We start from the raw sequence: 15,438 nt of genomic DNA on the forward strand, positions 1-15,438 counted from the left end.
GGCATGGCGGACCAACAGGTCGTCGCGGTGTATGACGTCGAAAGCTGGCTGCCGCCCCGGGCTGCGGCCGAGGTACTGGCGAACGAGCAGTCCACCGGCACCTTCGTACGCGTCCCGGGCGAGAGCGACGCACTGCGCACCCGGTTCGGGGCGACCGTCGTCGAGGTGACCCCCCTCCCCGACTCAGGGAACACCCCGCTGCCCGGGGCGGCCAGACCCCCGGAGGCCGGCCCGCGCCCCCACCGCGCCCGCGTCCGGATCGCCTTCCCGCTCCACAACTTCGGCCCGTCCGTCCCGAACCTGCTGGCGGCGGTCGCGGGCAACCTCTTCGAACTCCGCGAGATGGCCGCCGTGCGCCTGGCCGACCTCGACCTGCCGGCCCCGTTCGCCGGACGCTACCCCGGCCCGGCCTTCGGCACGGCCGGCACCCGGCGCCTCATGGGCGCCCCCGACGGCACCCTGATCGGCACGATCGTCAAGCCAGGGGTCGGCCTCCGGCTCGATGCGCTGCGCGCCCTCGTCCGTGAACTGGCCATGGCCGGGATCGACTTCGTCAAGGACGACGAACTCAACGGGAACCCGCCGCACGCCCCCCTGCGCGAGCGGATCAAGGTCGTCAACGAGGAACTCGACCGGGCCGCCGACCTCACCGGCCGCCGCACCATGTACGCCTTCAACATCACCGACGACATCGGACGCCTCGAAGCCAACCACGATCTGGTGCGCGAGGCCGGCGGCACCTGCGTGATGGTGTGCGTGCAGACCGTGGGCCTGGCGGGCGTCGCCCATCTGCGCGCACACGCGACGTTGCCGATCCACGGGCACCGCGCCATGAGCGGGGCACTGCTGCGCAGCCCGCAGATCGGCATCAGCCCTCTGGTCTTCCAGAAACTCGCCCGGCTCTCCGGCGTCGACCAGCTCCACGTCGGCGGCATCGGCAGCAAGTTCTACGAGACCGACGAGGACGTGGTCGCCTCCGTCCACGCGATGCGCACCCCGTTCCTCGGCGGCTACGAGGCCCTGCCCGTGCTCTCCTCCGGCCAGTGGCCCGGCCTGGCACACCGCGCCCTGGAACTCACCGGCACGTCCGACCTGCTGGTCCTGGCCGGCGGCGGCATCCACGCCCACCCGCAGGGACCCGGCGCCGGCGTCGCGGCCATGCGCTCGGCGTGGCGGGCGGCGGCGGAGGGCGAACCACTGGCCGAGGCGGCCGCCCGGGACCGTACACTGGCCCTCGCCCTGGAGCGGTTCGGCGGGATCCGCGGATGACGGCCTCACCCGTCGGCGTGACCCCGCCCCTGGCGGCTTTCTACGGCGACGACGTCACCGGGTCCACCGACGCACTCGCCCAGTTCCACCGGGCAGGCCTGCGCGGTGTCCTGCTCTTCGACCCGGGCGCGGTGCGGAAGGCCGCCGCCACGGGCGGGTTCGATGTGATCGGGGTGGCGGGCGCCGCCCGCGCGCTGCCCACCGAAGAGATGGCCGACGTGATCCGGCCCGTCCTGGAGGAACTGCGCGCCACCGGGGCCGGATTCGTCCAGTACAAGATCTGCTCCACCGCCGACTCCTCGCCCCTGACGGGGAGCCTGGGCCGTGCCGCCGAGACCGGCCACCAGGTGTTCGGCCGGGCGCCCGTGCCCGTCCTGGCCGCGCAGCCCGACTTCGGGCGCTACACCGCCTTCGGCCACCACTTCGCGCGGGACGACGACGGCCGGGTGCACCGTCTCGACCGCCAGCCCACCATGTCCCGTCACCCCGTCACCCCCATGGGCGAGTCCGACCTGCGCAAGCACCTCGCACGGCAGACCGGACTCCCCGTCGCCGGCCTCGACCTGACGGCGTACGAACTGCCCCTCGCCGAGGCCCGGCTCGCCTACGAGGCGGCGGCCGCCGGCCACCCCGGACTCGTCGTGCTCGACGCGCTGACGCCCGCGCACGCCCGGCGCGCGGCCCGGCTGGCGCTCCTGGGCGGCCCTCCCCCCGTCTTCGCACTCGGATCGGGCGGCCTCAGCCTCGCGGTCGGCCAGATCCTCGCCGGCAGCGGGCGGACACACCCCTACGGCTCGCCGGAACCCGCCCGTGCGATCGTCGTCTCGGGCAGCCGGGCCCTGCGTACCGCCGCCCAGATCCGCCACGCCACGGACCACGGCTGGGCGGACGTGCCGGTGCCGGTGGACCCGGAGCACGGCTGCGACACCTCGGCCGTCGCCCTGGCCCGGCTCCGCGAGGCGGTGCTGCAGGCCCTCGGCGGCCGCGCGCCCGGTGTCATCGTGCACGCCGTGCCGGCCGGCCGCCGCGACGCTCCGGGCGGGGACCCCGCGGACCGACTCGGCGGCATCCTCGTCCACGCCGTACGGGCCGCCGTCGACGCAGGGGTGCGCCGCGTCGTGGTGGCCGGCGGTGACACGGCCGGACGGGTCGCCGCCCGACTGGGCACCCGTACCGCCGAGATCGACACCCTGCTCGCCCCCGGCGCCGCCCTGTGCCGGCTGACGTTCGAAGCCCCGCGCCTCGACGGCGTGTCGGCCGTCCTCAAGGGCGGCCAGGCCGGCCCGGTCGACCTCTTCGACCGGGTGGCGGGACGCATCCGCTCCACCGATCCGACCACCGACCCACCCAGGGAGCCCGGGACGTGACGACCGCACCGCACACTCTGCGTACGGCCCATCTCGCCGACCCGCTCGGCATCGACGAGCAGCACCCGGATCTTTCATGGCGGCCCGCCGGCCGGCAGCGCGGCTACCGGATCCAGGCCGCCACCGACCCCCGCCTGCTGACCTCCGGCGCCTGCGACCTCTGGGACAGCGGACCGGTGGAGGATCCTCGCAGCACCTGCGTCCGCTACGACGGCAAACCTCCCGGCGCCCGCCGGCGCGTCTGGTGGCGGGTCCGGGTCCGGTACGACGACGGACTCTCGCCCTGGAGCTCCGCCGCCACGTGGGAGACCGGGCTGCCCACCGCGGCCGACTGGTCCGGCGCCCGGTGGATCACCGCCCCGGACACCGGCGGGCCCGCCCGGCTCCCGCTCCTCGCCGTGGACTTCCACCTGCCGTCCGCCCCGGTCACGGCCCGTCTCCACGCCACCGCCCTCGGCTCCTACGAGGCCTCCGTCAACGGCGTCCGCGCAGGCCGCGCCCTCCTCGAACCCGGCTACACCGACTACAGAACGCGTCTGATCTATGCCACCTACGACATCACCGACGCACTGCGCCCGGGCGCCAACACCGTGGGCCTGAGCCTCGGCAACGGCATCGCGCACGCACCGAAGGTCCCGGGGCGCTACGCCAAACTCCGCATCGACCACGGCCGCCCCCGGGCCATCGCCGTACTCCACGCCGTCCTCGCCGACGGCACATCCACCACGCTGGTCACCGACGGGTCCTGGCATGCCGCCGGGGGCCCCGTGACCCTGTCGGCCTGGTTCGGCGGCGAGGAGCACGACGCCCGCCTCGAACGGCACGGATGGGACCGCCCCGGACACGACCGCGCGGGGTGGCGGGCCGCCGTCGAGGCCCCGCTGGAGGGCGTGACGCTGAACGCCCGTACCCACCCGCCCGTCGAGGCGGTCGACACCCTCGCGCCGGTATCGGTCGCCGAACCGCGGCCCGGCGTCCATGTCTTCGACCTCGGCGTCAACATTGCGGGCCGCCCGCGCCTCGCGGTCACCGGACCCGCCGGCGCGTCCGTCGTGATCCGCCCCGCCGAACTCCTCGCCGACGACGGCACCGTGAACCAGCGCTTCACCGGCACGCCCTGCTACGACAGCTACACCCTGCGCGGGGACCCGGAAGGTGAGGTCTGGACCCCGGCGACGGTGTACCACGGATTCCGCTACCTCCAGGTGGAGGGACTGCCCGGCGACCCCACGCCGGACACCGTACGGGGCGAGGTCATGCGGACCGCCAACGCGCCTGCCGGTGGCTTCAGCTGCTCGTCGGACCTGCTGAACGGCATCCACCGCATCATCGACCGGGCCGTCCAGGGCAACATGTTCAGCGTCCTCACCGACTGCCCGCACCGCGAAAAGCTGGGCTGGCTGGAGCAGGCCCACCTCGTCTTCCCCGCCGTGGCCGGCGGCTACGACGTCGCCGCGTACTACCGCAAGCTGGTGCGCGACATGGCCGACGCGCAGACCGCCGAAGGCCTCGTGCCGGGCATCGCCCCCGAGTACACCGTGTTCGAGGACAAGTTCCGCGACGATCCCAACTGGGGCGGCGCCCTGGTCCTCGCCCCCTGGCACCTGTACCGCACCTACGGCGACACCACGACACTGCGCACCCACTACCCGGACATGCTGCGCTACCTCGGCCACCTGCACTCCCGCTCGGACGACGGCCTGCTGCTGCACCACGGACTGGCCGACTGGATCGCGTTCGACAACTCCACCCCCAAAGCCGTCACCGCGACCTACGCCCACCAGCGCATCGCCGCCGCACTGGGCGACATCGCCGAGGCGATCGGCAGGCCCGACGACGCCGCCGACCACCGCCGGCTCGCGGACCGCGTCGCCCGGGCCTTCCACACGGAGTTCTTCCACCCGGCCCGCCACACCTACGGCAGCGGCAGCCAGGCCTGCGACGCACTCGCCCTGGAGATGGGCGCCGTCCCGGTCGAGGAGACCCCGGCCGTGCTGGACCACCTGGTCGACTCGGTCCGGGCAGCGGACGGCCACGTCACCGTCGGCGAGATCGCCCTGCCCGCACTGCTGCGCGTCCTGTCCGCGCACGAACGCGACGACGTCGTCGCGGACCTGCTGAGCCGCACCGACAGCCCCAGCTACGGCTACCAGCTCGCTCACGGCGCGACCGCGCTGACCGAACGCTGGGACGGCCCCACCCGCGGTTCCTCCCAGAACCACTTCATGCTCGGCGCCGCATCCGAATGGCTCACCGCCTCCCTGGCCGGACTCCGGCAGGCGGCGGACTCCGTCGCGTACGAGCACATCGTCGTCCGGCCCGCCCCGGTCGGCGGCCTCACCCGGGCGAGCGCCTGGTACGAGACACCGCGAGGCCGCGCCTCCGTGGCCTGGCACCGACGGCCGGACGCATTCCGGCTGACTGTCACGCTCCCGCCCGGCGCACCCTCAAGGGTGGAACTGCCCCTGCCCGGCGGCGGCCGGGACGTACGGGAAGTGGAGCCCGGGACCTGCGAGTTCACGGTCCCCGGCGACTGGACGACGCGATGAGTGGGCGACCGCTACCACGAGTGCCACAGCGGCCACCGGCCGAAGGAGAGGGACCGATGACGGACACGGACCAATCGGCGGCGACCGCACCGCACCACGGCGACCCGACGGACACCACCGCCTCCGCGGCCTACTGGGCCGATCTGACGCCGGGGAGCGGCCGCCGCGCGCCACGCGCCCACTTCCCCCTCGGGGGCCGGCGGCTGGACCTCGGCGGCACCTGGTCCTTCCGTCTGTCGCCGGCCGCCGACGCGCCCCTCGATTTCCTCGCGCCCGGCGGCCCCGCCGAGGACGCCCCCTCCTGGTCACCGCTGACCGTCCCCGGCCACTGGGTCCTCCAGGGCCATGGCCTGCCGCGCTATACGAACACCGCCTACCCGTTCCCCATCGACCCGCCGCACGTCCCCGACGCCAACCCGACCGGCGACCACCACCGCACCTTCGACCTGCCCGACGACTGGCCGGTCAGCGGCGGCGGCTCCACCGTGCTGCGCTTCGAAGGTGTCGACTCCTGCTTCAAGGTCTGGCTCAACGGTGTCGAACTCGGAACATCGAAGGGCAGCCGGCTGCCCTCGGAGTTCGACGCCGGGCCCGCGCTGCGCCGCGGCCGCAACGACCTCGCCGTACGCGTCCACCGCTGGTCCTCCGGCAGCTACCTGGAGGACCAGGACATGTGGTGGCTGCCCGGCATCTTCCGCGACGTGACGCTGCTGGAGGTCCCGCCGGGATCGATCGGCGACTACTTCGTGCACGCCTCCTACGACCACGAACGGGGCAGCGGGACCCTGCGCATCGAGTCCGACGTCCCCGCACTCGTGTCGCTGCCCGGCCTCGGCGTCCACGACCACCCCGCCGACCGGCCGATCGACTTGCCCGGCGTCGAACCGTGGAGCGCCGAGCTGCCCCGCCTGTACGCCGCCGACCTCGCCCCCCTCTCCGGCGCCGCACCCGTCCGCCTGCGCATCGGCTTCCGCACCGTGGCGATCCGCGACGGCCGCTTCACCGTCAACGGCGTCCCCGTGCTGCTGCGCGGCGTCAACCGGCACGAGCACGACCCCGACCGGGGCCGCGCCATCGGACAGCACACCATGCGCGAGGACCTGCTCCTGATGAAGCGGCACAACATCAACGCGGTGCGCACGGCGCACTACCCCCCGCACCCCGCCTTCCTCGACCTCTGCGACGAACTCGGCATGTGGGTCGTGGACGAGTGCGACCTGGAGACCCACGGCTTCATCCACGCCGACTGGGTGGGCAACCCCGCCGACGACCCCCGGTGGCACCCGATGATCCTGGACCGGATGCGGCGCACCGTCGAGCGCGACAAGAACCACCCCAGCGTCGTCATCTGGTCCCTGGGCAACGAGAGCCACCACGGAACCAACCTGCAGGCCCTCGCCGACTGGACCCGGGAGCGCGACCCGTCGCGGCCGCTGCACTACGAACGGGACCGCACCTACCGCCACTCCGACTTCTACAGTCTGATGTACGCCCCCGTGGACGAGGTGGACCGCATCGGCCGCCATGAGGAGGAGACACCCCCCGAGACGGCCGACACCCCCGAGGTGGAGGCCCGGAGACGGCAACTTCCCTTCCTTCTCTGTGAGTTCGCGCACGCCATGGGTAACGGCCCCGGCTCGCTCACCGAGTACCAGCGCACCCTGGAATCGCACCCGCGCTGCGCCGGAGCCTTCGTCTGGGAGTGGATCGACCACGGCCTGCGTCGCACCGGCGAGGACGGCCTGACGTACTTCGCCTACGGCGGCGACTTCGGGGACAGCCCCCACGGCGGCACCTTCTGCATCGACGGGCTGCTCTTCCCCGACCGCACCCCCTCGCCCGGCCTCGCGGCGTACAAGAAGGCCGTCGAGCCGGTCGGGATCGGCCTCGACCCCGAGGCCGGCCGGATCGTACTGCGCAACCGGTACGACGCACGGGACCTGGGGCACCTGGTGTTCCGCTGGACCCTGGAGACGGACGGGGCCCCCGTCGCGGACGGCGAGCTGAAGACGCCACCGGTGCCCGCGCGCCAGGAAGCGGACATGCCCTTCCCGGAACTGCCCCGCCCGCCGGAAGCGCCCGGCCGGGCTGCCGGGCCCGCGGGGGAGACCTGGCTGACCGTTCGGGCCGTGCTGGCGGCCGACGAACCGTGGGCGCCCGCCGGTCAGGAGGTCGCCTGGGCCCAGGCCCGCGTCGGCGGGCCCGTCCCCCGCCCGGCGGCCACCGGGTCCGGGCGAACCCCGGCGGCCGGCACCTTCGACGAGCGCACCGGACTGCCGGCAGTCCTGGCCGGCCTGGACCTGGAGGGCCCGTACCTCGACGTATGGCGGGCGCCCACCGACAACGACCGGGGAATGGGCGCGAACTCCGTGCTGCGCCTGTGGCGCAACGCCGGGCTGGACCGCCTGGTCCTGCGCACCGAGAGCGTCGAGCGGCGACCGCACGAGTCGCTCGTGCGGTCCAGGTCGGCGCCGGAGGGGCTGCCGCACGGTCTGCGCGTCCGCCACACCTGGGCCCCGGACGGCGAGGCGCTGCGGCTGACCGTCGAGATCACCCCGGACGGCCCCTGGGCCGGGCTGACACTGCCGCGCGTGGGTGTGCGCTTCACGCTGCCCGCCCGCCACGACCGGGTCCGCTGGTACGGAAAGGGCCCGGGAGAGGCGTACCCGGACAGTGCACAGGCCGCCCGCGTCGGACTGTTCACCGCGAACGTCGCCGCCCTCCAGACCCCCTACGTCGTCCCGCAGGAGAACGGACGGCGGGCCGACGTCCGCTGGGCCGAACTGACCGACCCCGACACCGGCCGGGGGCTTCGCGTGGAGGCGGCCGGCGGGACGGGAGCGTTCGGCCTCACCGTCCGCCCCTGGTCCGTCGAGCAGCTCGAAGCGGCCGCCCATCCGCACGATCTCGTGCCGGGCGAGCACCTCCACGTCCACCTGGACGTCGCCCAGCACGGACTCGGCAGCGCCTCCTGCGGGCCGGCACCCCTCGACCGTCACCAGCTGCGGCCTCAGCCCTGGCGGATGGAGTTCCTGCTGTGTCCCCTCACCCTCAGCGGTCCGGCGTGACCCGCGCCGCCGTCCGCACGGAGCACCCGGACGTCCCACGCGCCCAGCCGCAGCTCCGCACGCGGGGCGAGACGCTCCTCGCCGAGCACGTCCCACACCGCCTCGGGTACCGCGACCCGCACCGGCTCCCACGCCCAGTTGTGGACGAACCACAGGCGCTCGCCGAGCCCGTTGCGGGCCGACGTCACGTGCACCGAGGCGGGCAGCGGGCCCCAGCACGCCGCCGCGGTCCTACGGCCCGCCACATGCCGGGCCAGCGCCTCGGCGAAGGCGCTGTCCGGCAGCGTCCCGACATAGGTCACCCGGCCCCGCCCGTGGTCCCGGACGGTCGCGGCAGGCCACTGTCCGAAGTGCGGGTGGACGTAGTGCGCGAGCGCCCGGGCGCCGTCCGCCTCCAGGCCGTCGGCCCACTCCAGTGCCCGCGCACCGGATGCGAGCGCCAGCCCGGACCCTTCGGCCGCCGTGACGGTCAGCGGGCCGGTCAGATTCGAGTACTCCACGCAGCGCACCCCGGCCGCCGCCCGCAGCACCGCACCCGGGGCCGTCTCGGCGCGGGCCCGCGCCTCCTCGTCGGCGTAACCGGTGCGGAACGTCAGCACCAGGTGGCCGCCGGAGCGCGCGTACCCGTCGAGAAGATCCGGGAGTTCGCTGTCGCACAGATACAGAGCGGGCACCACCAGGATGCCCGGGAGCGTGCCGGGGGAGCGGCGCAGCGAGTCGGCGAGTTGCCGGGGCGACATGATCCGGGCCTGCGCGCCCGCGTCGAAGAACCCCTTGAAGAACGCGCCGAAGATGCGCTCGTACGACCGGGGACCGGGGGTGAAGGTCCCCGGGAGCGACAGCGGCGGCTGGCACCGCATCGCCCAGTCGCTCTCCACGGACCGGACGAACACCGCGTCCGCGTCCGGCACCAGCCCGGTCAGGAAGTCCCCGGCCGCCTCGAACTCCGAAGCCACCCGGGCGACTTCTCGCTGAACCCTGCCGGGTTCGAGGTCGTGCCCGAGGACACCGCCCCAGTAGGTCTCCGCACCGTACGGCAGTGTGTGCCAGTGCCAGTACTGCACGAGGCGCGCGCCCCGCGCGGCCAGCGTCCAGGCGGCCTGCCGCAACTGCCCTTCGTAGCCGGGATGGCTGGCGTGCGACGCGTTGATGGAGGAGGCGTTCGTCTCGGTGACCAGGAACGGCTCCTGACGGGCGCCCCACAGCCGGTCCGCCGACAGGTGGACCTGCCACACTCCCTGGCCGAACCAGCCGCCCTCGTGCCGGCGGCCCTCGTCGGGCAGCGCCACTTCGTCCTGCGCCACGTAGTAGACGTTGCCGGCCGTCACATCCAGTGCCGCCGTCAGGGCCTCCTCGTCCACTGCCGGGCGGGTCACCGCCAGACAGGTCGTGACGTACTGACCGGGCCGGGCGTACTCGCGCACGAGGTCCGCCTGCCATGCGATGAACTCGGACGTCAGATCCGCCTGACAGCGGCGCCAGGCCAGGTCGTAGGACGGCGTGGTGTTGCCGCCGGGCCTCCACAGCTCGTTCCAGGAGGACAGCCGGTGCGACCAGTAGGTCAGTCCCCACGCCGAGTTGAGCCTCTCGACGCTCCCGTACCGTGCCCGCAGCCGGGACAGGAACTCCTCGAACACCCCGTCGTTGTGCAACAGCAGCAGACCCGGCTCGTTGTCCACCTGGAACCCGGCCACCGCGGGGTGGTCCGCGTGCGCCGCGGCGACACGGCGCACCACCCGCTCCGCGTACCTGCGGAACACCGGGTGGGTGAAGTCGACTTCCTGCCGGGCGCCCCAAGGCACCCGGCCGCCGTCCGCCCGTACCGCCGCGATCTCCGGATGGGCGCGCTGCAGCCACGGCGGCACCGCGTAGGTCGGAGTGCCGAGCAGCACGCGGATACCGCGGGCGTGCGCCCCGTCCAGGACCGGCACCACCCAGTCCACGTCGAAGACCCCGTCCTCGGGCTCCCAGGTGGACCACACCGACTCGCCGACCCGGATCAGCGAGAGCCCCGTCGAGGCCATCAGGTCGAGGTCCGTCTCCAGGCGGTCGGTGGGCTGGTACTCGTGGTAATACGCGGCCCCCACCCGGACCCGGTCGGTGTCCGCGGCTGCTGGCTCGCGGCGGTCGCGTCGATCGCCCCGTTCCGGTCGTTTCATTCGTTCGAGGAAGTCAGACATGGCCCAGAAGGTGGCATGCCACCTGAATGCCGTCAAGGGAAAGGGAGTTGCATGACCGCCGACCACGCCCCGAGGAACACCTACCGACCCGACTGGCAATCGCTGCGCGGCCGCCGGGTACCAAACTGGTTCCGTGACGCGAAGCTCGGTATCTGGGCCCACTGGGGCCCACAGTCCGCGGCCCGCAGAGGCGACTGGTACGCCCGCCACCTCTACGGCCCCTACGAAGGCACCGAAGGATTCGAACGGGAGCGGACAGCACGTCAGGCGGTCCACCACCGCGAACACTTCGGCCACCCCTCCGTCTTCGGCCACAAGGACCTGTGCCACTCCTGGAAGGCCGAACGGTTCGACCCGGAGAAGCTGATGGACCGCTTCCGCAGGACCGGCGCCCGCTACTTCGTCTCCCTAGCGGCGCACTGCGACAACTTCGACCTGTGGGACTCCTCCCGCCAGCCGTGGAACTCCGTCAACGTCGGACCGCGCACCGACATCGTCGCCCGCTGGGCCGATGCCGCCCGCGGCGCCGGACTCCGCTTCGGCGTCAGCATGCACGCCGGCTCCTGGACGTGGCGTTGGCTCGATTCGGCCTTCGGCCGGGACATCGACGGCCCCTACGCGGGCGTTCCGTACGACGGGCACCTCACCGCGGCCGACGGGACCGGCACCTGGTGGGAAGGGCTCGACCCGCGGGCCCTGTACGGCCGCCCCCGGCGCCCCGGCGACAAGCCGGACCAGGCCTTCGTCGACGACTTCTACGCGAGGCTGCGCGAGGTCGCCCTCCGCCACGACGCCGACCTCGTCTACCTGGACGACTCCAGAATGCCCTTCGACGAGGGGAGCGTGTGCGAGGCGGTCCCGCCCAGCCGCCGCGGCCTGGAGTTCCTCGCCGACTACTACGCCCGCAGGCCGGAGGGGACCGTCTCCATCAAGACCATCGCCGACGAGGACCGCGGTGCCGTACTCCTCGACGTCGAACGCGGGCAGCTCGGCGGTCTCGACCCGCACCCCTGGCAGTACGACACCAGCATCGGCGACTGGTTCTACGCCGACGGCGAGCGCTACAAGCGAGCCCCGGAGATCGTTCACCTGCTGGTCGACACCGTGTCCAAGAACGGCTGCCTGCTCCTCAACGTCCCCCAGCTCCCGGACGGCACGATCGACGAGCCGACCGGCGCCGTCCTCGACTCGCTCGGCGCCTGGACCGACAGGTGCGGCGAAGCGGTTTTCGGCAGCCGCCCCTGGAAGGTCTACGGAGAAGGCCCCACCAACGTCACCGGCGACCGCGCGCGAGAGAAGGCGCTCGTCTACACCCCGCAGGACCTCCGCTTCACCGTCGGCGCCGACCGCCGCACCCTCTACGTCTTCCTGATGGCCTGGCCCGACGACCGCACCGTCCGCATCGAGAGCCTCGCCCCTTCGCGGGGCCTGGTCAGTGCCCCGCCCCGCCGCATCACCCTGCTCGGCACCGACATCCCGGTCCGCTGGACCGAGGGCCGGAACAGCCTCGATGTCCACCTGCCCGCTGGACGGCCCCCCACCCCGTACGCGCAGGTCCTGCGCGTCGAACTGGACTGAGAGGACCCACCGTGGAGTACCCGGCGAAGGTGACGGCCCCCACCTTCGAACACCACCGCCACGCCCTCGGCATCGGCGAACCCGCCCCGCGCCTGAGCTGGCGGACCCTCACCGACAAACCCGACTGGACGCAGCGCGCCTACCAGGTACGGATCGCCGGAGCCGACGGCGTGATCCTCGCCGACACCGGGCGCACTCCCGGCGCCGAGTCCGTGCTGGTTCCCTGGCCCGGCCCCCCGCTCGCCTCGCGGACCCGCGCCACCGTACAGGTACGGGTGTGGGGCGGCGCCGAGGACACCCCCAGCCCCTGGTCCGTGCCCGCCGACGTCGAGACCGGTCTGCTGGACCCCGCCGACTGGAACGCCGCGTTCGTCACCCCCGACACCGGCGACGACGAGGGCCCACTGCCGGCGGCTCTGCTCCGCCGGGACTTCCGCATCGACGCGGACATCGCCTCCGCCCGCCTCTACACCACCGCCCTGGGCGTCTACGAGACCGAGATCAACGGAGTCCGCGTCGGTGACGAGGTACTCGAACCCGGCTGGTCCTCCTACCACCACCGGTTGCGCCACCGCACCCACGACGTCACCGCGCTGCTGCGGCCAGGCCCCAACACGATCGGCGCCCTCCTCGGCGAGGGCTGGTACACGGGACGCCTCGGCTGGGACGGCGGCACCCGCCACCACTACGGGCGCCGGCGCGCGCTCCTCGCCCAGCTGGAGCTGCACCACACCGACGGCACCGTCCGGACCGTCGCCACCGATTCGGCCTGGCACTGGGCCACCGGCCCCGTGCTGCGCTCCGAGCTCTACGACGGCGAGCACTACGACGCCCGACTGGAGCGGGACGGCTGGTCCCGGCCCGGACACGACACCCGTGACTGGCCCCGGGTGCGCGAACTCCCACCGCCCACCACCCGGATCGCCGCACCCACCGGCCCACCGGTCCGCCGTACGCGCACGGTCCCCGTTCGCGAGGTGCTCACCACACCCTCCGGCCGCACCGTGGCCGACTTCGGTCAGAACCTCGTGGGGCGGCTCCGGATACGCGTCACGGGTCCCGCCGGGCACACCGTCACCCTGCGCCACGCCGAGGTCCTTGAGGACGGCGAACTCGCGGTGCGTCCTCTGCGCGGGGCCGCTGCCACCGATACCTACGTGCTGCGCGGCACGGGGGAGTCCGAGATCTGGGAGCCCCGCTTCACCTTCCACGGGTTCCGGTACGCGGAGTTCGACGGCTGGCCCAGCCCCTTCGACGAGACCGCGGTCGAGGCCGTCGTCCTCCACACCGACCTGGAGCGCACCGGATGGTTCGACAGTTCGGACGCGACGGTGAACCGCTTCCACGAGAACGTCGTCCACTCGCTGCTCGGCAACTTCGTCGACCTCCCCACCGACTGCCCACAGCGTGATGAACGGATGGGCTGGACCGGCGACCTCGCCGTGTTCGCTCCCACCGCCGCGTTTCTGTACGGCTGCACCGGCATGCTGTCCGGTTGGCTGCGCGACCTCGCCGCCGAACAACTGGCCCGCCCCGACGGTTCGGTGCCCCTCGTGGTCCCCGACATACTCGACCCGTCCATGGGCGGGCAGCCGCACGCCCTGTGGGGTGACGCCGCGGTCCTGGTCCCGTGGGCGCTGTACCGGGAGACCGGTGATCTTGAGCTCCTGCGCACCCAGTACCCCTCCATGACCGCGTGGATCGCGTGCGCGTCCGGCCACGGCGCCGAGGGCGGCGGGCTGTGGCGGGACCCTGACCAGCTCGGTGACTGGCTCGACCCGGCGGCGCCACCGGATGACCCCGCCGCGGCGCGCACCGATGCCGGGCTCGTCGCCCTGGCCCACCTCGTCCACTCCACGGACCTGCTGGCCGACATCGGAGAACTGCTCGACGAGAAGGACGACGCCGCCCGCCATCGCGCCCTCGCCGCCCGCCTTCGCGGCGTGTTCGCCGACGAGTTCGTCACCCCGGCCGGACGACTCTCGTCCGACTCCCAGACCGCCTACGCGCTGGCGCTGTGCTTCGGCCTGCTCCCCGAGGAGACACAGCGGCGGCACGCCGGGGACCGTCTCGCGCAGCTCGTGCGCCGGGCCGGGTTCCGCATCGCCACCGGCTTCGCCGGAACCCCGCTGATCTGCGAGGCCCTCTGCCTGGCCGGGCATGCTCCGCTGGCCCTCCGCATGCTCGCGGAACGGCACTGCCCGTCCTGGCTCTACCCCGTCACGATGGGGGCCACCACGATCTGGGAGCGCTGGGACTCGATGCTGCCCGACGGCAGCGTCAACCCGGGGCAGATGACGTCCTTCAACCATTACGCGCTCGGCTCGGTGGCCGACTGGCTCCACCGCACCGTGGCAGGTCTCGCCGCCGGCGCACCCGGCTGGCGCCGCATACGGGTGGCACCCACGCCCGGGGGCACGCTGACGCGTGCGCGAGCTGCCCACCTCACGCCCTACGGAAGGGCCGAGGCCGGCTGGCGCATCGAAGCGACGACCCTGATCGTGGAGGTCCTGGTACCGCCCGGGGCGCAGGCCGACATCCACCTCCCGGGCGGCGGAGCGCCACTGACCAGGGGCGCGGGACGCCATGTGTTCGAAGTGCCGTACGTTGCCGACGCCCGGAGGGCGACGGTGACGGGCCACCCGTTCGTCGCGTGCAGCGACGAGGACTGCGGCTGCGGTTCCCCGGGTCCGGGACCGGCGACGCCCGTCTGTGATCCCTGCGCCGGGGTCGGTCCAGTCTCCGATCGCTGAACTCTCGCCGTGCCTGCCGCTGACCGCCACCCGCTCGATGCCGACCAGGTTCTCCGGCTTCTCCTGCATACCCAGTGGAGAGGGGGACCTTGATTCACGGCTCGCTGCGTTTGCGGGTGATCTCGACCCCGACAACCCGCGGGATCCGCACCGCAGGTGGGGGGGATCCACAGCATCCGCAGGGCGGTGGCGAACGAGACGGGCACGGCCAGTATGCGGGCGAGCCGGGCAGCCGCCCGGCCGCATAACTCCTTGACCACCCCCGAGACCTGGCTGGTCAGGCGTGTGGTGCGGCGCTGAAAGCGCTCGATCAGCCCAGGGACCTGCTCACGGAACGTCTGCCGCCGGCAGCCCGGGACCGGGCAGACCAGACGTCGTACCCGGACGTTGACACGCCCCGGCGGCCATCGACCGACACTTCCGCAACCGCCCGGGGGTGGTATCGGTGCACCGTCCCCGTCGGCACCCACGAGAGAGTTGGCATCTCGCATACAACCTCGACGACGCCCGCTACCAGCCGTCACCACCGACTACGGAACAGAGCCGCTCTTTCGACGGACCCGTTGTGGGGGAGTGCGGCCGGGGTTCCAGTAGTGGCGGAGCAGGCGTCGCCTGCTCCGCCGAGCGCCGGCGCCGGGTGCGGGTGGGGGCGTCTGCGGGGCGTCGTGGCGGGA

At 73.3% G+C, this 15,438-nt stretch carries 7 protein-coding genes and 1 pseudogene; 6 read left to right on the plus strand and 2 right to left on the minus strand.

The window, feature by feature from the left end; translation table 11 throughout:
• The first annotated feature begins 3 nt into the window (after positions 1-3).
• From ACLQ2N_RS22250 to ACLQ2N_RS22265, 4 genes are read left to right on the plus strand one after another with little or no spacing between them, the layout of a single operon-like run.
• On the plus strand, positions 4-1,269 hold the full coding sequence (locus ACLQ2N_RS22250) for a RuBisCO large subunit C-terminal-like domain-containing protein (protein ID WP_425815670.1): 1,266 nt from the start codon (positions 4-6) through the stop codon (positions 1,267-1,269).
• Positions 1,266-2,636 carry a four-carbon acid sugar kinase family protein gene (locus ACLQ2N_RS22255; protein ID WP_425815672.1) on the plus strand — a complete coding sequence of 457 codons (1,371 nt, stop codon included), beginning with the start codon at positions 1,266-1,268 and terminating at the stop codon, positions 2,634-2,636. The genes ACLQ2N_RS22250 and ACLQ2N_RS22255 overlap by 4 nt, the downstream gene beginning before the upstream one ends.
• Entirely contained in the window at positions 2,633-5,185 is a 2,553-nt protein-coding gene (locus ACLQ2N_RS22260; protein ID WP_425815674.1) for a family 78 glycoside hydrolase catalytic domain, read from the plus strand. Before ACLQ2N_RS22255 ends, ACLQ2N_RS22260 begins: the two co-directional genes overlap by 4 nt.
• A 56-nt stretch (positions 5,186-5,241) precedes the next feature.
• Positions 5,242-8,253, plus strand: a complete 3,012-nt coding sequence (locus ACLQ2N_RS22265) for a glycoside hydrolase family 2 TIM barrel-domain containing protein (RefSeq protein ID WP_425815676.1) — start codon at positions 5,242-5,244, stop codon at positions 8,251-8,253.
• Here ACLQ2N_RS22265 and ACLQ2N_RS22270 read toward each other — a convergent pair.
• On the minus strand, positions 8,196-10,412 hold the full coding sequence (locus ACLQ2N_RS22270; RefSeq protein WP_425815678.1) for a beta-galactosidase: 2,217 nt from the start codon (positions 10,410-10,412) through the stop codon (positions 8,196-8,198). The genes ACLQ2N_RS22265 and ACLQ2N_RS22270 overlap by 58 nt on opposite strands.
• 72 nt (positions 10,413-10,484) lie before the next feature.
• Here ACLQ2N_RS22270 and ACLQ2N_RS22275 point away from each other — a divergent pair, with 72 nt between their 5' ends.
• Positions 10,485-12,011: an alpha-L-fucosidase gene (locus ACLQ2N_RS22275; protein WP_425815680.1), complete on the plus strand. Its 1,527-nt coding sequence runs from the start codon at positions 10,485-10,487 to the stop codon at positions 12,009-12,011.
• A gap of 11 nt (positions 12,012-12,022) precedes the next feature.
• A complete protein-coding gene (locus tag ACLQ2N_RS22280; RefSeq protein WP_425815682.1) occupies positions 12,023-14,764 on the plus strand; it encodes a family 78 glycoside hydrolase catalytic domain in 2,742 nt (913 codons plus the stop codon).
• A 121-nt stretch (positions 14,765-14,885) separates the two neighbouring features.
• Here the strand turns inward: ACLQ2N_RS22280 and ACLQ2N_RS22285 are convergent.
• Positions 14,886-15,230: pseudogene (locus ACLQ2N_RS22285) on the minus strand (ISL3 family transposase); the annotation flags it as partial.
• Between the last annotated feature and the right edge of the window lie 208 nt (positions 15,231-15,438).

Source organism: Streptomyces sp. DT224 (genome assembly GCF_049844595.1).
GTDB lineage: Bacteria > Actinomycetota > Actinomycetes > Streptomycetales > Streptomycetaceae > Streptomyces.